The 16610-nt window shown below is 60.4% G+C and carries 13 protein-coding genes; 9 read left to right on the plus strand and 4 right to left on the minus strand.

Features of this window, described 5'->3' with window-relative positions; translation table 11 throughout:
• A complete protein-coding gene (locus tag E4021_RS00465) occupies positions 1-3744 on the minus strand; it encodes a metallophosphoesterase (protein WP_168797400.1) in 3744 nt (1247 codons plus the stop codon).
• A gap of 252 nt (positions 3745-3996) precedes the next feature.
• Between E4021_RS00465 and bshB1 the strand changes: the two genes are divergently transcribed.
• Positions 3997-4728, plus strand: coding sequence for a bacillithiol biosynthesis deacetylase BshB1 (gene bshB1, locus E4021_RS00470; RefSeq protein ID WP_136455929.1), 732 nt, complete (start codon positions 3997-3999; stop codon positions 4726-4728).
• Here the strand turns inward: bshB1 and E4021_RS00475 are convergent.
• On the minus strand, positions 4725-6059 hold the full coding sequence (locus tag E4021_RS00475; protein ID WP_136455930.1) for a polysaccharide deacetylase family protein: 1335 nt from the start codon (positions 6057-6059) through the stop codon (positions 4725-4727). The two genes, bshB1 and E4021_RS00475, sit on opposite strands and share 4 nt — an antisense overlap.
• An 84-nt stretch (positions 6060-6143) precedes the next feature.
• Between E4021_RS00475 and E4021_RS00480 the strand changes: the two genes are divergently transcribed.
• Positions 6144-6944, plus strand: a complete 801-nt coding sequence (locus E4021_RS00480; protein ID WP_136455931.1) for a hypothetical protein — start codon at positions 6144-6146, stop codon at positions 6942-6944.
• Positions 6945-6960: 16 nt separating this feature from the next.
• Positions 6961-8028 (plus strand): 3-dehydroquinate synthase, encoded by a 1068-nt coding sequence (aroB, locus tag E4021_RS00485; RefSeq protein ID WP_136455932.1) that lies wholly within the window; start codon positions 6961-6963, stop codon positions 8026-8028.
• An 11-nt stretch (positions 8029-8039) separates the two neighbouring features.
• Here the strand turns inward: aroB and E4021_RS00490 are convergent, their stop codons facing one another.
• Positions 8040-8516, minus strand: a complete 477-nt coding sequence (locus tag E4021_RS00490) for an Hsp20/alpha crystallin family protein (RefSeq protein WP_168797401.1) — start codon at positions 8514-8516, stop codon at positions 8040-8042.
• 150 nt (positions 8517-8666) lie between these two features.
• Between E4021_RS00490 and E4021_RS00495 the strand changes: the two genes are divergently transcribed.
• Together E4021_RS00495 and E4021_RS00500 are read left to right on the plus strand one after the other, a co-directional pair.
• Positions 8667-10097, plus strand: coding sequence for a redoxin family protein (locus E4021_RS00495; protein ID WP_136455934.1), 1431 nt, complete (start codon positions 8667-8669; stop codon positions 10095-10097).
• Complete coding sequence (locus E4021_RS00500; RefSeq protein WP_136455935.1) at positions 10097-10537, plus strand: hypothetical protein; 441 nt, start codon at positions 10097-10099, stop codon at positions 10535-10537. Before E4021_RS00495 ends, E4021_RS00500 begins: the two co-directional genes overlap by 1 nt.
• Before the next feature lie 6 nt (positions 10538-10543).
• On the opposite strand, the gene E4021_RS00505 is transcribed toward E4021_RS00500, so the two are convergent.
• Positions 10544-11506, minus strand: a complete 963-nt coding sequence (locus E4021_RS00505; protein ID WP_136455936.1) for a TIGR03885 family FMN-dependent LLM class oxidoreductase — start codon at positions 11504-11506, stop codon at positions 10544-10546.
• Between the two features lie 123 nt (positions 11507-11629).
• On the opposite strand from E4021_RS00505, the gene E4021_RS00510 reads away from it, so the two are divergent.
• The 4 genes from E4021_RS00510 to E4021_RS00525 all read left to right on the plus strand — a co-directional run bounded on the left by E4021_RS00510 (position 11630) and on the right by E4021_RS00525 (position 16567).
• Positions 11630-13309 carry an alpha-amylase family protein gene (locus E4021_RS00510; protein ID WP_136455937.1) on the plus strand — a complete coding sequence of 560 codons (1680 nt, stop codon included), beginning with the start codon at positions 11630-11632 and terminating at the stop codon, positions 13307-13309.
• A 140-nt stretch (positions 13310-13449) separates the two neighbouring features.
• On the plus strand, positions 13450-14952 hold the full coding sequence (locus E4021_RS00515; protein ID WP_168797402.1) for a putative maltokinase: 1503 nt from the start codon (positions 13450-13452) through the stop codon (positions 14950-14952).
• 9 nt (positions 14953-14961) lie between these two features.
• The gene (locus E4021_RS00520) at positions 14962-15642 is read left to right on the plus strand and encodes a 4-hydroxy-tetrahydrodipicolinate reductase (RefSeq protein WP_136455939.1); all 681 of its coding nucleotides are present in this window, start codon (positions 14962-14964) and stop codon (positions 15640-15642) included.
• Positions 15643-15682: 40 nt separating this feature from the next.
• A complete protein-coding gene (locus E4021_RS00525; RefSeq protein ID WP_136455940.1) occupies positions 15683-16567 on the plus strand; it encodes a hypothetical protein in 885 nt (294 codons plus the stop codon).
• Positions 16568-16610 lie beyond the last annotated feature (43 nt).

Consider the following 16610-nt stretch of genomic DNA (forward strand, 5'->3'; position numbering starts at 1 on the left):
TTAGAATGGGAAACCGGCGGCGAAATTCACGCGCCCGCTCTCTTCGTCCAGGAAATACGTTAGGCTCAGGATAGTGGCTCCAAGGGGAGCAACCCAGACGCCACCACCGTACCCGACGTGCCAGGTACTGCTGTCTTCGCCCTCCAGCCACACCCGACCGTGGTCCAGGCCCAGGATAAAGCCGCCAACGGTGGGAACTTCCCCGCCCCCGAAACCGAAGCCCATAAAGCGCAGGTCGATGTTCTGGTACACCATCGTGTTGCCCAGGTAGCGGTCGACCCGCGCGGCACGGTAACTGCCGCGGCCCCCAAGGGAGGCGAGCTGGTAGAATTCAGGATCCCCGCTGGAGCGCTCCACACCGAAGCGGGTCGCAAAGTTGATCGCTTTGGTAAGCATACGGTAGAAGGTCAGATGACCCCCGTATTGGGTGGTGTTGATGCCCTCCCGTTCCAGGTTCCAGCTCTGACGGGCAAAGAGTTCGTACTTGACCCCGTTGTCGGCCATCAGGGGGATGGCCAGGTTATTGGAACTCACGGTGGCAGCAATACCGGCAAAGGGCTGCCGGTTGAACACCTCAGGATCGATTGCGTCGGTATTCTGGATCAGCGTAAAGGCAGGGGCCTCGTCGAGTTCGTAACTGTGGTAAAAGGGACCTACCGAAAAGCTGAAGCGATTGCGGCTGCCGCGGAACCGGAGCATGGGATTGATGAATACTTCCTCCCGGCGCGCGCGGTTGTATTCGAGCACTTGGTCTTCGGAAATTTCCAGTTCGTCAAGCTCGTCATCATCCGGTTGCCCGACGCCCTCGTTGCCGAGGCCGAAGAAGTTGGCTACGTAGCCCGGACTGTAGTAGTGGGCCGAAAGGGTAAGGTCATTGCGGCGGCGGAACAGGTCGTTGAATTCCCCGTCGTAACGGAATTTGTAAAACTCGTTGGTGCTGTAGGTTCCCAGAATAGTGTGCCGCTGGGCGTAGGGGTCCGGCTTCCAGCCCGTAACGGTGCGGGTGATTCCGGCTCCGATAAAGAGGCCGTCGTCCACGTTGAAACCGATCGAGGGAATGGGAATGGTGTAACTGGGATAGTACTCCTCGAAGTCGAAGGTGTTCAGATCGGGGTGGTTGTCGCTGCGCCGGTCTTTGAGTTTTCCGGTTTGCCCCTCCAATTCCATTCCTTCTTTTTCGTCGTAGACCTTCGCCTTGAGCTGCCCTTCGGCCACCGCAATGTCGCCATCCGTGCCGCCGATAAGGCGAATGGTGATGGGACTTGTGGCCCCCGACAGGACGAAGCGATCGTCTCCGTCCATACCATACACGACTACCTCCTTGGTCTCCCCGGGCAGGAAAGTGCGCTCGTAGAATTTCTCATCGGCCTCTCCTTCGCTGTCCGCGTCGAAGGCCTGGACGAGCAGGTTGCCGTTTTCCATGCCCTGCAGGACAAACACATCGTCGTTGTCAGTACCCAGTACGTTCACGCTCTCCGCGAGGGTGGCGTAGTACTCACCGGCGAAGCGGTCAAGTTGATCAAGACGTGATTTCAGTTTGCCGTCAATGTCCTCCACGTCCAGGCTGTATTCCAGTACTTCCGGCGGCATGCGGCGCAGGGCGGAATCGAGGGCGGCTTCACTGAGGTTCTGCTGGATGTAGCGGGCTTCGGCGACCATCTCCTCGCGGGTGATGGCATTGAGGAACACGCGGTCGTTCCACTTTCCGTTCAGTGCGCGCCACTTGGCCTTGGTCAGCTCGCCGGTAAAGGGGCGCAGCTTACGGGCTTCGGGCACAAAGATGCGCGCCAGAGCCAGCAGTCCGCCGTCGAAGTTGCTGAATACCTGGTCGCGGTCGCGGCCCACGGGTACATGGCGCGTGCGGCCATCCTCCCCTTCAAAGGCTGCCCACCGCCACTGATCGCGGTGGCGGTCCCAGTCGCCGATCAGCAGGTCAAAAAGCCGGGCACGAGCGTAATTATTCTGGTCGGCGTAGTTTTTCCAGCTGTCGCGGAGCGCCTCGCGCATATCGCTGTTGCTGATGATGCTTTTGCTGCCGCCGAAAAAGCGCGTGTCGCTCCAATCTTCGTCCGGGCGTTGCTCCACCCAATACATCTCCCCGCCGAAGTTCGTATTGAAGTTGCCCAAGCCCGGCTGCTTTGGGATATAGTACAGCAGGGGATCGGCTCCCAGCAGACCAAGCTTGTCCTGCAGGGGCGGCAGGGCCAGGGGGGCGTAGGGGTGGATGGCAGTAAATTGATCCTTGGCCAGGTCGGCGGCGAAGCTGTTCTCCAGCAGACTTGGCAACAGCTGAGCGGGGTTCTTGCGTACCGAGCGCAGTTGGTACAGGTGACCGTCATTGCCTTCGGTATGCAGACTCATGGTGGTCATGCCGCCGCCACGTCGGTAGGGCTTAAGACCCCCGAAGATCGTATCGATGTTCAGCACGGGTACGGCAACCGGCAGGTAGTAAAGCGGACGGTAATGGCGGCCCAGGGTGGTCTTGTACGCGAGGCTGTTGTCGGTGGCCTCACCGGCGTAAATACCTGCCCGAACGGTATCATTATTGACTATTTCCGCGGGTACCGCGTCGACGCCTACGTCCTGAGGAGCGAAGCGGTCTTCAATGATGCGGCGGTAGTAGGTGCGTTGCTGCTCACCCTCCTCGTCGACGGTGTAAAAGCCAACGTAGACCGAGCCGTCGTCGTAAAAGTCCAGACGGCTGTAGCCCACCTCCCCCTGAACGTAGTTGGCGTCGTTGCCGCCCACGGCCGGGCCGCGGGTACTGCCGGAACCGGCCACGATGTTGATGTACTCCTCTTCGTGGTTGAGCATCAGGTTATGCTCGTGGCCACTGACGAAGATGACGTTAACCTCATCGTCGATGCCGGCCTCGACCTTTCGGATAAATTGCTGATAGAGGAGGCTATTGACGTCCTGGGCGCCACCGCCCACGCCCTGGATCAGGCGGAAGACGCTGCCGACCACCGGCAGGGGTACGTATGCGCCGGGGATGGCATCGGCCAGGGGAAAAAGGTGCTGGCGCACGCTGTACTGCCCGCCACGGTTACCGTTGCTCTGCAAGGGGTGGTGCATCATCACGATCTTGACCTGGTCGCGGTACCCCTTGATCTCGTCCGCCAGGGCAAAGGTCATGGCATCGCGGTTGGTGAAGTCGCAGCCTTCGCTGACTTCCTCGTCGCGGTTCCAGTTGGCGAGGTACCAGGCGGTGTTGATGCCGATCAGGCCAATGCCTTCGTACAACTCTTTGTCGTCCGGACCGGAGCAAGCGTTGTTCGGCATGAAGCGCACCTTCTTTTTGCTGTTGTCGTCGAAGTATTCTTCCAACCGTTCCAGTCGGCTGAACTGTCCGTCACCGCCGATCTCGTTCTCACCGGGGGTGTAGTAGACCTGGCCGGGTACCCGCTGCAGCCGGCTGATCAACTGGTCGATGTAGGCCTGGTCATTCTCTTCGGCGTTCTTCTTCAGTCCTTGCCGGCCAACTATATCGCCCAGGAGCAGCAGAGAACTGGCCTCTTCACCCTGCGGCATTTCGTCAATCATGGTTTCCAGGGTGGTCAGACCCCGAGAATAGTCATACCCCAGGTCGCCCACCATGAAGGTGGAGTATTGGAGGGCACCGGTGGGGGCTACTTCGGAAGTGAGTTCCTCATCGTCCTCTACGTGAAGCCGGTAATCGGCACACTGGGTAAGGAAGAGGGAGGCCACCATAAAAGCGGCCCAGCGGGTAAAAGCTTTACGCATCGTGTGAGTAATGTTCGGACTATAACTGAATGCCCGAAGGGGAAGTTCGTCGTAAATCTTTCGGAACCTCATATATGGCGGGGTACACGCGGCACCGGCAACCTTCTTGGGCGGCTGGAGCAGCCAGGGCCTGGGCTATCGGCACCGGAAACGGTGAAGTGCGGCCCGTGGGACAGCCCGCTGTTACAAACGATTTAAACCGCAGACGTACTCAGGGGTTGTGGTACCAAAGCTATATCAAGCACCGATTAGATGAAAGTAGATATCCTTGCCGTTGGCGTGCACCCCGACGACGTAGAGCTCAGTTGCGCCGGCACCCTTTTACACCACGCCGATCTTGGATACACTTTCGGGATCCTGGACCTTACCCGGGGCGAGCTGGGTACGCGGGGCACGCCGGAAATCCGGGCGCAGGAGGCCTACGCCGCCGCCCGTAAGCTGGGTGCGAAGTTCCGCGAGAACCTGGGCCTGCCCGACGGCTTCATCTCCCACGATGAAAATTCCGTCCGCAAACTCATCACCGCCATCCGCGACTGCCGGCCCGATATCGTGCTGGCCAACGCCATTTCCGACCGCCATCCAGACCATGGCCGCAGCGCCCGCCTCGTAGCCGACGCCTGCTACTACAGTGGTTTGCAAAAGATTCGGACGAATAACCTGCAGGGTGCCGCCCAGGAGCCCTGGCGTCCGCGGGCCGTGTATCACTATATTCAAGACCGCAATCATCGACCCGATTTCGTAGTCGACGTGACCACTTACTACGGTCGTAAGATGGAGGCCATCGAGTGCTACGCTTCCCAGTTCAACGACCAGAACCCCGGCGAGTACGCCGAGGAGCCCACTACGCCCATCAGTGGTAAGGATTTTATGGATTTCCTCCACGCCAAGGCGCGCAACCTGGGCCGGGAAGCCGGCTACGACCTGGCCGAAGGATTCCGGGCCGCCCGCTACCCGGGCGTACGCGACCTATTCGATCTCGATTAGCCCTTTCTGTCGCCCGACCAAGGCTCGGCCCCAGCGGCCAGCAATGATCGCAGGGTAGCCCTGTAGTTGTCCCACCAGCCGGCCCAGCCATAGGCGTCGGCAAAGCTGCTGTTGTGCCATAGCAGGGTAAACGAACCTCCGAAAGGTTTTACGGCGGCGGCCAATTGACCGATCCTGGCACCCGCGTCCGCGCCCGAAAGCCGCAAGTAATTCTTGAGGGTCACGTCCATGGCCGCGAAGGGGTGCACCACCAGCGGGGTAGCGCGCTCGCGCTCCAGGTCGTACCACGTAAAGGGCAGGTTGGTGCCCGCCCGCCAGCCCACGTCGTCGCTGTAGCCCATGCTGTAATCTTCCCGGATGCCCGCCTCCAGCAGTTCCCGGTACGTGCCAGGCAGGCGAAACCGCAGGAAATGCTGCCGCGAGCGGTTTACGTTGCGGCCCAGGATGGCCTCCAGTCGGACTCGCTCTTCGACCATTAGCGCAGGCTGGTCGGAACTGCGATAGCCGGGGTGCAGCCCGTTTTCCGCGTCGGATTCCAGTCGCCGCATCAGTTTCTGCTGGTCATCCGGAATGGGAAAGGGATTGGTGTCGCTGCGGCAGCCGGAACGCGCCACGAGCCAGAAGTAGGTGGCACGCATACCGAGTTCCCGGTGCAGGTCTTCCAGGCGATCAAGGGTATTGTACGGGTCATTTTCGGGCCCGGAACGCAGGCGTTGTACGCCCCGCGCAACTTCTCCGCTGAACAGGTCACGCAACAGGGCCGCATAACCCCGCCAGCCCCGGTGGTGCCACGCCCACAGCAAGTCGATGTCGTAAGTGGGGCGCAGGAGCAGCGTGCGGCGGCGCGGCGGCGGCAGTTCCGGGAACCACGCCAGGAGTTGCCGCGCAATTTGGGCGGTCCATTCGCGCACCACCGGTCGGTACAGGTAACCGTGGCGCCCCGCGTGAGATAAGGCGGCGGTATAGCGGCCGTGGCCGTCCGGCACAAAGTCCTGGTACTCCTCGTACCGGCTGATCGTGTAAAAGATGCAGGCCAGCAAATCGGGGCCGCGGTCGGTATGAAAGAACACCGGCAGACCATCCTTTTGAAAGCTCGGGGCGGTATCCGCGGGTGCCGGGTCCCGTCCCGAGACCAAGGGGTGGTGGGGGAGCGTTCGGGGACCGTCGCCGCCGTAAGCAATGGTAAATGTGGCGGTGGGCGTACCGAAGACCGAGCGGTCGTTCTCGAAGCGGAAGCGATAACCGAGGTCATCGCCGATAAGCCGCAGGACGTAACGCAGGCGGGGATGGCGAACGGCGGACTTTACCCGGATTACGGGGGCGGATGACAAGTCGGGCGACAATTGGTGGACCTAAAGGTAAGCTGCGGCAACAAAGCCCGCCGCTTTGCTGTACTTTCGCTATATATTCCGCTCATGTACCGATTGACACTCACCTTCTGTTTTCTGCTCTCGGCCCTTGTAGTTGCGGCCCAGCAGCAGCTGCCCGGTGACCGGAATATTTACAACGCCAACCCCATCGGGGTGGTGTACAACCACGAACTGACCTTCAACGTCGCCATCGCCACGCCGCGGAACTTCTTTCTCGGCGTGAGGTCCGGCCGACTCATCACCTACGACCGTACCCGCTTCTGGACCTTAACCTTCGGCGACATCCGGCACAGCCGTGAGCGCCGGGAAAATCCTGACCGCGTCAACGTGGTGAGCAACCGCGTCAGCCGCGCCTACGTCTTCGGCAAACAAAACCAGCTGTACGCCCTCCGACTGGGCTTCGGCACCAAGCGGTTCCTGAGCGAAAAGGCCTCGGAGCGCGGCGTAGCGATTGGGTACTCTTACGAGTTCGGCCCCTCGCTAGGGTTCCTCAAACCCTACTACCTCGAAATCGAACGGGCCGACGCCGCGCCCGTGGACGTGCGCTACACCGGTGATAATGCCGACGTCTTCCTCGACAACCAGGTCAACGTCTTTGGAGCCAGCGCCTGGACCGTAGGACTCGAAGAGGTGGGTATCCGTCCGGGGGTGCATGCCAAATTTGCCACGCACTTCGGCTTCGGGGCCTACGATGAGACAGCCAAGTCTCTGGAAGCGGGCGTAATGGCGGAATACTTCGTAGGCAACACCGACCTCATGATCGAGAGTTCCCTCACTCCGGGCGTGACCAACAGTCCGCTCTATCTCAGTCTATTCATCAACGTGCAGATCGGCAAGCGCTGGTAGGCTCCCTCCTTTCCCTATGACGCTGACCGTAAGTCAAGAGTACGATATCCGTATTGCCCCGCTGTCCGAAAGTCATCTCGACTGGCTCCGCCGCCAACGGTACGCCGGCTGGGTCGTGGTGGTGGACGAGCATACGGAGCGACACTGTCTGCCACTGCTCATGCCCCTGCTGGAGGCGGGACAGACCCCCTACACTTTGATCCGCGTTCCCGCCGGGGAGCGCCACAAAACCCTGGCCACCTGCGAGACCATCTGGCAGGAAATGTTTCGCGCCGGGGTAGGGCGCCGGTGGTGCTGCCTGAACCTGGGCGGCGGCGTGATCGGCGACATGGGCGGCTTCGCGGCCGCCACCTTCAAGCGGGGGATCGACTTCGTGCAGTTGCCCACCACGCTTCTCAGCCAGGTAGACGCCAGTGTGGGCGGCAAGCTCGGGATCGACTACCACGAGGTGAAGAACAGCATCGGGGTGTTCGCCAACCCGCGTGCGGTCTGGATCGACCCGGCGTTTCTGCGCACCCTACCTGCGCGGGAACTGCGCTCGGGATACGCCGAAGTGATCAAGCACGCCCTGATTGCCGATCGCCCGCAGTGGTTGGAACTTCAGCAGGTGACGGACCTCGACGCGGTAGAATGGAGTAATCTGATCGCACGCAGCGTCAGCATCAAGCGGGAAGTGGTGGAGGAAGACCCTCACGAAAGAGGAAGGCGCAAGGCCCTGAATTTCGGTCATACGATCGGCCACGCGGTGGAGAGCCACCTCCTCATGGGCGAGGATCGACTGCTGCACGGGGAGGCCGTGGCGGTGGGGATGATCGCGGAGTCGTACATCAGTCACCGACAACTATCTCTGGGTCGGGAGGAGCTGCGCGAAATAACCGACTACTGCCTCCGGGTGTACGGCCACCAAGCCTTGCCGGAGGCGGGGTTCAAAGAGATGCTGGCCCTTATGCGGCAGGACAAAAAGAACGAGGGCGCGGAGATTAATTTTACACTGCTCGAAGCCCCGGGCCGGGCGGTCGTAAACCAGACAGCGACCCCGGAAGTCATCCTGGAGTCGCTGCGGTACTATAATTCGTTGCGGTAAGTCGGTCGGGTTCAGGAACCGATTTCGATGCGCCGGGGGCTCTTCGTTTTCTCCACTGGCTTGAGCACGGGGACGAACACCTCAAGGATGCCGTTGCGGTAGCCGGCGGTGATGTTTTCCTCGTCGGTGGATTCGGGCAGGGTAAAGCTGCGGCTGAAGGTGTGGTAATTGTGTTCGCGCCGGGTGTAGGAGTCGTGGGGCCGTTGGCGGCTTTCGTGCAGTTCTCCCTTGATGGTGAGAATATCCTTGTGGACGCTGATGTCGAAATCTTCGCGATCGTAACCGGGTGCGGCCAACTCGATCAGGTAGCCGCCACGTTCTTGATCGTCCATTTCCGTGATGTTCGCGCCGGGGATGCTGAGCTCGTATTCGTTGTCGATGGTCTGGTTGCCGTACAGTCGTTGCCGCTCGAGGTCAAAGAGGTGGTCGCTGTTACGGTAGCGTGCGTTGCTGGGGGTTATGCCCCGGAAGCTGGTGAAGGTTCTCATGTCTGGGTAATCGTTAAGGGTTTGGTAAATCATCCGGCGGACCGGTTATTTTTCCAACGAAAGCGCCAAAGGCCGTGTTCGCTGGGCGCCGGCCGGGTATACGGCCACCCGCGGGGGGATCGTTACCTTTGCGAAACATAATGTCTGCTGATGTTCCCACGTCTTATTGCCCTGTTCTTGCTGACTTCCCTGACCCTTGGCGCGCAGGATGAATCTTACCGCATCGCCGTTGACGTGAAAGGCTACGAGGAGGACTTCCTCACCCTGGGGTACTACCTGATGGACAAGCAGTATATCGTCGATACCGCATACCGGAGCGACGCGGGCACCTACGTATTCGAAGGCGACTCAGCCGCGCTGAACCCCGGCATCTACCTGGTGGTGCTATCGCCGGACAACAACTACTTCCAGTTTCTGATTGGGACCGACGGCGACCAGGACTTCGCGCTCTCGACCGACGTCAACCAGCTTAACCAGGTGAAGGCTGAGGGCAGTACCGAGAACGAACGCTTCTACGATTACCTGGATTTCCTGGCTGCCCGGCAGGAGGAGGGGGCGAACCTGCAGGCACGGCTTGCCGATACGACCCTGGCACCCGCGCTCGCCGCCCAGGCCCGACAGGAGATGCAGGAACTCGACGCCCGCGTGAAAGCCCATCAGGAGGAGGTGGTCACCAAGTATCCTGAGGCCTTCGTTTCCGCCATCATCCGGAGCAACCAACCCATTATTCCGCCCGACTACCCCGAAATCACGGACGAGGAAGCCCGCCGTACCCGGCAGTGGCGCTGGATGCAGCAGCATTACTTCGACGGCCTGGACCTCTCCGATCCACGGCTGGTGCGCACGCCCTTCCTCTTTCAGCGGGTCGACTATTTCATCAATACCCTGCAGGTCAAGCACCCCGACACCCTGGCGGCGGCCATCGATGAGGTGCTCAGCCGGGTCGACCCGCAATCGGAAGCGTTCAAGTTCTTCGTGGTCCACTACACCAATGAGGCGGCCAGCAGTAATATCGTCGGTATGGACGGCCTCTACGTGCATATGGTCGACAACTACTACCGCAACGATCGGGCCTACTGGGCCGACGAGGAACAACTCCGCAAAATGATAGAGACCGCCGACCGGCTCAAACCACTCCTTATCGGGCGGAAAGCACCTGACCTGCAGATGGTCACCCGCGCGGGTAACGACACCACCCTGTACGGCGTGGATTCTGACTATACGGTGCTGTATTTCTGGCGGTACGACTGCCCGGCCTGCAAGAAATCCACACCGTACATGAAGGACTTCTACGAAAAGTACAAGGACCGGGGGGTGACCATCTTCAGCGTCTGCACGAAGGGGGTGGAAGAAATGGGTGAGTGTTGGGACTACGTCGATGAGCAGGGAACGGGCGATTGGGTGCAGGTGGTGGACCCCTACCAGCGGTTCTACCGCGACTACGACATCAAGTCTACCCCAGCGATATTCCTGCTGGACAAGGATAAGAATATTATCAGCAAGCGCATCGGCGCCGAGCAGCTGGACGAAGTAATGGATAACCTCCTAAACCGTTCCGCTGCAACATCATCCGGGCAATAATGGAACTACAGCACTTCACCCCGGAACGCCTCGACCTTTACGCCACCCTTGTGGGGTGCGGCCTGGGTTTTCTCGTAATGCTGTACCTGGCCTACCGGGCCAGCCGGGCGGGGCATACCGACCCCCGGCAGCGGGTATTGCTGCCCATGTTGGCCTACTTCGGGGCCTTGCTGTTCCTTATGGCCTTTCTTGGGGGATTTTGGACGAGTTTCAAGTACCCCGACGTGGCCATCGGTCCCAATACCTTCGTGGTCAAAGGGGAAGAGATGCCCCTGCCCAGCCTCAACAGCGTGCGCATGGAAGCGGTGGGCCGGGGAGCCAACCTTGATCAGAAGATCCTGCTTATTCAGACCCGCGACCGGCGCAACTGGGTGTTTCCGGCCGACCGCTACGACATCAATACGATGTACGGACTGCTGCGGGAGTACAACCAGCGCTAGCTCCCCTTATCGCAATTTTGGCAGTACCTGCTCGCCGTAGAATTTAAGGAAGTACTCCTGATTCAGGCCCACGTTGTGCAGGATGATCTTGTCGACACCGAGGCTCAGGTCCTTTTTCAACAACTCCACGTGCTCTTCCGGATCGGTTGAGATTCGAATGGACTCCGCCACCTCGTGCGGACCGATAAACTGGGAAGCCGCCTCAAACTGCTCGGGGTTGCGCAGTTCTCCGTGGACCGCGGAGGTGCCGACGTTGGTGCGCCACTGCTCGTAGGCCAGTTCGACCGCCTCCTCGCGGGTGGGCGCGCAGCAGAGATCCACTTTCAGGTAGATCGGTTTGCCCTCCCCGCCGTTCGAACGAAAGGCGTCGATCACGTCGTCCAGTTTATTGTGAGGTTTCCAGACGGTGTACAGGCCATCGGCCCAGCTGGCGATTTCCCCCGCCGTTGCGGCGGTGATGGCGCAGCCTATGGCTACGGGTGGCTCCTCGGGTAGGGTATACAACTTTACGTCCTCGGCGGTAAGAAATTCGCCACGGTGCGTGAAATGCTCGCCGGCCCAGAGGCGCCGCATGATACTGACGGCTTCGGCCAGTTTGCGGTTGCGCGCGGCCTTGTCCGGCCAGTGGTTGCCGGTCACGTGCTCGTTCAAAAATTCCCCGCTACCAAACGATGGCCAGAAGCGCCCGGGGTACATCTGGCAGAGCGTAGCTACGGCCTGGGCAATGATCACGGGGTGGTAGCGTTCGTTCGGACAATTTACAACACCGCAGGGTATGGTTGTGGCTTCCAGGGCCGACCCCAGCCACGACCAGGTGAAGCCGCTCTGACCCTGCGCGTCGCTCCACGGGAACAGGTGGTCGGAAGAGGCCAATTCGTCGAAGCCAGCCGCTTCGGCCTTTTTGGCCAGGTCGAGCAGGCGGCGCGGGGTGAACTGTTCCTGGGAAATCTGGTAGCCGAAGGATGCCATATTGTAAAATTTGCTGTTGTACTCCGCGGCAGGGGCCAATGTTCGGCCAAACATTCGCCGTCGGACTTGCGTCACTACCGCGGGGGCTCCCCTCACTATCGCAAAACACCCGCACTTCCGACTATGATTGACGAATACTGGTACAAGAACGCCATCGTGTACAGCCTCGACCTAGAAACCTTCATGGACGGCAACGGAGATGGGGTAGGGGACTTCGCCGGACTGAACCGCCGGCTCGAATACCTGCACTCCCTGGGTGTCGACGTCATCTGGCTGGCCCCCTTCCAGCCCACGCCAAACCGCGATAACGGCTACGACATCAAGGACTATTACGGGGTAGACCACCGCCACGGCAGCAGCGGCGAATTCGCGGAATTCCTGGTGCAGGCCGGCAACCTGGGCATCAAAGTGATCATCGACCTGGTGGTCAACCATACCAGCGATGAACACCCGTGGTTCCAGAACGCCCGACAGAGCGAGGATGCGCGGTACCGCGACTGGTACGTCTGGTCCAAGAAAAAGCCCTCCGACTGGGATGAGGGCATCATCTTTCCCGGAGTGCAGGAAGCTACCTGGACCAAAGACAAAAAGGCCAAGGCGTACTACTTCCACCGCTTTTATGACTTCCAGCCCGACCTTAACATGGCGAATCCGGAAGTGCGGGAGGAGATTAACCGCATCATGGGCTTCTACCTCTCCCTCGGCGTTGCCGGCTTCCGCGTGGACGCCGTACCCTTCGTACTCGAAACGCAGGAACCCGGTACCAACGGCAAACGCGAGATCAAATTCGAGTACCTGGAGGAAATGCGCCGCTTCCTGCAGTGGCGGAACGGCAGCGCCATCCTGCTTGGCGAGGCCAACATCGCCCCGGATGAGGCCAAAAAGTACTTCGGCGAGCAGGGCGGCGGACTGCACATGATGTTCAACTTCTACGTGAACCAGTTCCTGTTCTACGCCCTGGCCAGTGGCAATTGTACCCTCCTGCAGGAAGCGTTGCGGGAAACCGCGGGGATCCACCCCATGGCCCAGTGGGCCAACTTTCTGCGCAACCACGACGAACTGGACCTCGGGCGGCTCACGGAGGAGCAACGCCAGCTGGTTTTCGAGCACTTCGGTCCCGAAAAGGAAATGCAACTGTACGACCGGGGGATCCGTCGGCGGCTGGCCCCCATGCTGGGCGAACGGGCGCGCATTGAACTGGCTTACAGCTTGGTTTTCGCCCTGCCGGGCACGCCGGTGCTGCGGTACGGCGACGAACTGGGGATGGGCGAAGACCTCAGCCTGAAAGAAAGGGACGCGGTGCGCACGCCCATGCAGTGGAGCGACGAAGACAATGCGGGCTTTTCCTCCGCGGCGGAAAAGGAGCTCGTGCACCCCGTCATCGACGAGGGGCCCTACCACTACGAAGCCCTGAACGTGGAGCAACAGATGAGGGAACGCGACAGCCTGCTGAATTGGACCAAGCGGATGGTGCGCTTGCGCAAGGAATGCCCGGAAATCGGCTACGGGGAATGGAAAATTCTCGACGTCGGCCACGATTCGGTGCTGGCCATGTCTTACCGGTACCGCAACGTAGTGGTCGTCACGGCCCACAACTTCCTGGCGGGCCCCGTGGTGGTCAGCCTCGATCTGGAATCCGATTCGGGCACGCCCCTCGTCGATCTGGTGGAGCCGCTGTCCGTACATCCCGGCGACGAGGGCAAGTACACCATTCGGCTCGGCTCGTACGGCTACCGCTGGTTCCGGCTCCGCGGCGTAAAACCGACCATGTCCGGCCCCATGGATTCGAAACTTGACGGGTAATTTCCGACTTTGCCGGCGCAAGACCACATACCCACGGGCGGCGGCGCGCCGGTCCCGCGTTCAAACCCAGCCGCGGGCCGTACCGGTAAACAATGCGCGACCCACGACGCTATAGGAAAACCGCACCCACAAGAAACAATATGTCAGAAAACACTGCATTCAGTAAGCTCTTTCAGGATCCCGACTTCCGTGAGGCCCTCACTTCTGTCCTTCTGCCCGGTTACCTGCCCAAGCAGCGCTGGTTCACAAGTAAGGGCAAGCACATTGAAAATTGCCGGATCGCCGGTGTTTATCCCATCCAGGACGATGGCGGCGTTGTTTTGGTTGAGGTGAGCTTCAGCGACGGTTCCCGCGAGCAGTACCAGATGCCACTGGCGATCAATGCCCGACCGGAGCAGCGTGCGCTTTACCAGGAAAACCACCCCCGCCTGATATTAGGCGAGATCACCGGCACGGGGATGCTGGTAGACGCCGTGGCCCGGGAGGACTTCCGCAGCCGCCTCTACACTCTCATCCGGGAAGGTGAGACGCTGGAGCACGGGCTCTGTGCCGAAGCCGGTAAGGCGGTGCGCGAAGGTGCAGCATCTGCGACGAGCGTAGTGCCGGCCATCGATACCAGCAATACGGCAATCGTGTACAACGATACCTTTTTCTTCAAGTTGTTCCGCAAGCTCGATCCGGGCCTCAATCCCGACCTGGAACTGGTTCGCTTTCTGTCCGAGCACACCGATTTCGCTTACTGCCCCCCTTACGGCGGGTGCCTGGGCGTCGGCAGGATGGAGGAAGAGGGTTACCTGAATCTCGGTCTGATGAGCGGCAAGGTGGACAACCACGGTGATGCCTGGGAACTCTTTCAGCAGCTCACCGAACGCTACTTCAGTGGTACGGAGCAGACGGTAGACACCGAAACCCTGGCACGCGCCCGGCTGTTGGGGGTACGCACCGCCGAAATGCACAAGGCGCTGGCTTCCGCCGGCCCGGATCGTCCGGATCTGGTGCCGGAACCCATGACGGCCGAATACCGTACGGAAATTACCGAGGCGGCCCTCCGCTTACTTGAACGTCAGTTCGCCCAGCTGGCGGAGAAATTGTCTTCGCTTCCCCCCGCCACCCAGGTGCTGGCCCGCCGGGTGCTGGGCGTACACCAGCAACTTAACGACCGGCTCGGCCGGCTGCGCGAACGGGAAATGGAAGCGCAGCTGACGCGCATTCACGGGGATTACCACCTCGGCCAGGTGCTGTACACCGATACCGACTTTTACATTATCGACTTCGAGGGCGAGCCCTTGCTCAGCATACCCGAACGGCGACGCAAGCGCCCGCCCCTCAAGGACGTGGGCGGCATGGTGCGCTCCTTCCACTACGCGGCGCAGGGACAGCTCTTGCTGAACGAGGAGCGCTATCGGGGCCGCGAACTGACGGACCGCGCCGACCACTGGTATCAGGTGGTCTCCCAGACTTATCTGGACGCCTACTTCGAAGCGTGCGGACACGCCGGCTTTTTGCCGCGCGAAGAGGCCGACCGGCACGCACTGCTCGAGCTTTTCATCCTCGAAAAGGCCGTTTACGAAGTGGCCTACGAACTCAACAGCCGGCCGGGTTGGCTGGCCATCCCGCTCAAGGGGGTATTGTCGCTCGTTTAAATCCACTCCATGAAAATCGCACTTCTCGGTTACGGCAAAATGGGCCGGTACATCGAACAACTTGCCACCCAGGCCGGCCACCAGGTCGTATTGAGGGTTGACGAACATAACCGCGACCGCACCGGGGTATCCGACCTGGAAGCGGCTGACGTGGCCATCGAATTTTCCCGACCCGACGCCGCCGTGAATAATATCGAACTGGCACTGGCTGCCGGTGTCCCGATCGTAGTGGGAACTACCGGGTGGCTGGACGCCCTGCCCGCCGTACGCCTGCGCGTGGAGCAGGCCGGTGGTGCCTTGTTCTATGCCTCCAATTTCAGCATAGGGGTCAACCTCTTCTTTTCCGCCGCCCGTGACCTTGCGCGCAAATTGGCACACGAGGGCTACACCGCACGCATTGAAGAAACCCACCATACCGAAAAGCTTGATGCTCCGTCCGGTACCGCCCTTACCCTCCAGCAAAAGATTGGGGGAGCATTTCCCAAGGCGGCAATTCCGATCGAATCATTCCGTGAGCCCGACGTACCGGGAACACACCGGCTCATTTTCCAATCCGCCGTCGACACCATCGAGCTTACGCATACCGCCCGCTCGCGGGAGGGCTTTGCGCGCGGGGCGCTCGCGGCAGCCGCCTGGCTGGTTGGCAAACAGGGCACTTTCACCATGTCCGATTTACTTCAATCCGAGTGATCCCTTGCGCTATCTTTGGCTCACGTTTCAATTTACCACCATGCACCGTTTGCTTACCGGCCTGATTCTTTTCTGGGTAGCTTCCCTGGGCGCCCAGGCTCCCCCCACCCAGCTGTACGTCTTTGATATTCAGGTGCGCGATACCTCGGTTACGCTGACCAACCCGCGCTACCTCACGGCCTTCAACGCCAACGGCTACAATAATCACCCGAACTGGGCCGATGAAAACCGGCTCTTTGCTTCGGTCATGACGCCGGATATGGCTCAGCCCGATGTGTACCTTTTCGATCTGGCTGATCAGTCGCGGACCCGCCTTACCCAGACGGCCTCCGGGGAATACAGCCCCAAGAAGCGTTTCACCGCCGGCAGGTTCTCCGCGGTACGCCAGGAAATGGCCGGCCGGGATACCGTTCTACGGTTGTGGGATTTCCCCATCGACCGCTCCGACAACGGACAGCCGGTACTGAGCACCATGGCCGGGATCGGCTACTACGAATGGCTGAACAACACCCAATTGGTCCTCTTCATGGTCGAGAACCCGAACCGGCTGGTAATGACCTCTTCCAACGGCGACACCCCGCGCACCCTGGCAACCAATACCGGCCGCACCTTCACGCGGCTCACCAATGGCAATTTGGTGTACGTAGACAAGTCTACCACCCCCTGGCGGCTCATGGAGCGGAACCTGTACCAGCTGGACCAGGAGGCCACCGTTGTCGCCGAAATGCCCGAAGCAACGGAGGACTTTGTGGTCTTGAACGACGGTAGCTACCTTGCCGGCTCCGGCAGCAAACTGTACCGGCTGAAGCCCGCTGCTTCTGGCAACTGGCGTCAGGTTGTTGACCTTACCTACTACGGCTTCGACGAAATTACCCGCCTGGCCCTCAACGGGCGCGGACAACTTGCACTCGTCGCCCGACCCTAATCTTATTCTTTCCCCCTAACCATAGTTCGAAAAACCACCACCC

It is taken from the genome of Neolewinella litorea (genome assembly GCF_004803465.1).
Lineage (GTDB): Bacteria > Bacteroidota > Bacteroidia > Chitinophagales > Saprospiraceae > Neolewinella > Neolewinella litorea.

What these genes read in the sequence shown, in the direction of transcription:
- E4021_RS00465 (WP_168797400.1), bottom strand. Translation starts at nt 3,744, where the DNA reads ATGCGTAAAGCTTTTACCCGCTGGGCCGCTTTTATGGTGGCCTCCCTC.
- bshB1 (WP_136455929.1), top strand. Translation starts at nt 3,997, where the DNA reads ATGAAAGTAGATATCCTTGCCGTTGGCGTGCACCCCGACGACGTAGAG.
- E4021_RS00480 (WP_136455931.1), top strand. Translation starts at nt 6,144, where the DNA reads ATGTACCGATTGACACTCACCTTCTGTTTTCTGCTCTCGGCCCTTGTA.
- aroB (WP_136455932.1), top strand. Translation starts at nt 6,961, where the DNA reads ATGACGCTGACCGTAAGTCAAGAGTACGATATCCGTATTGCCCCGCTG.
- E4021_RS00490 (WP_168797401.1), bottom strand. Translation starts at nt 8,516, where the DNA reads ATGAGAACCTTCACCAGCTTCCGGGGCATAACCCCCAGCAACGCACGC.
- E4021_RS00495 (WP_136455934.1), top strand. Translation starts at nt 8,667, where the DNA reads ATGTTCCCACGTCTTATTGCCCTGTTCTTGCTGACTTCCCTGACCCTT.
- E4021_RS00500 (WP_136455935.1), top strand. Translation starts at nt 10,097, where the DNA reads ATGGAACTACAGCACTTCACCCCGGAACGCCTCGACCTTTACGCCACC.
- E4021_RS00505 (WP_136455936.1), bottom strand. Translation starts at nt 11,506, where the DNA reads ATGGCATCCTTCGGCTACCAGATTTCCCAGGAACAGTTCACCCCGCGC.
- E4021_RS00510 (WP_136455937.1), top strand. Translation starts at nt 11,630, where the DNA reads ATGATTGACGAATACTGGTACAAGAACGCCATCGTGTACAGCCTCGAC.
- E4021_RS00515 (WP_168797402.1), top strand. Translation starts at nt 13,450, where the DNA reads ATGTCAGAAAACACTGCATTCAGTAAGCTCTTTCAGGATCCCGACTTC.
- E4021_RS00520 (WP_136455939.1), top strand. Translation starts at nt 14,962, where the DNA reads ATGAAAATCGCACTTCTCGGTTACGGCAAAATGGGCCGGTACATCGAA.
- E4021_RS00525 (WP_136455940.1), top strand. Translation starts at nt 15,683, where the DNA reads ATGCACCGTTTGCTTACCGGCCTGATTCTTTTCTGGGTAGCTTCCCTG.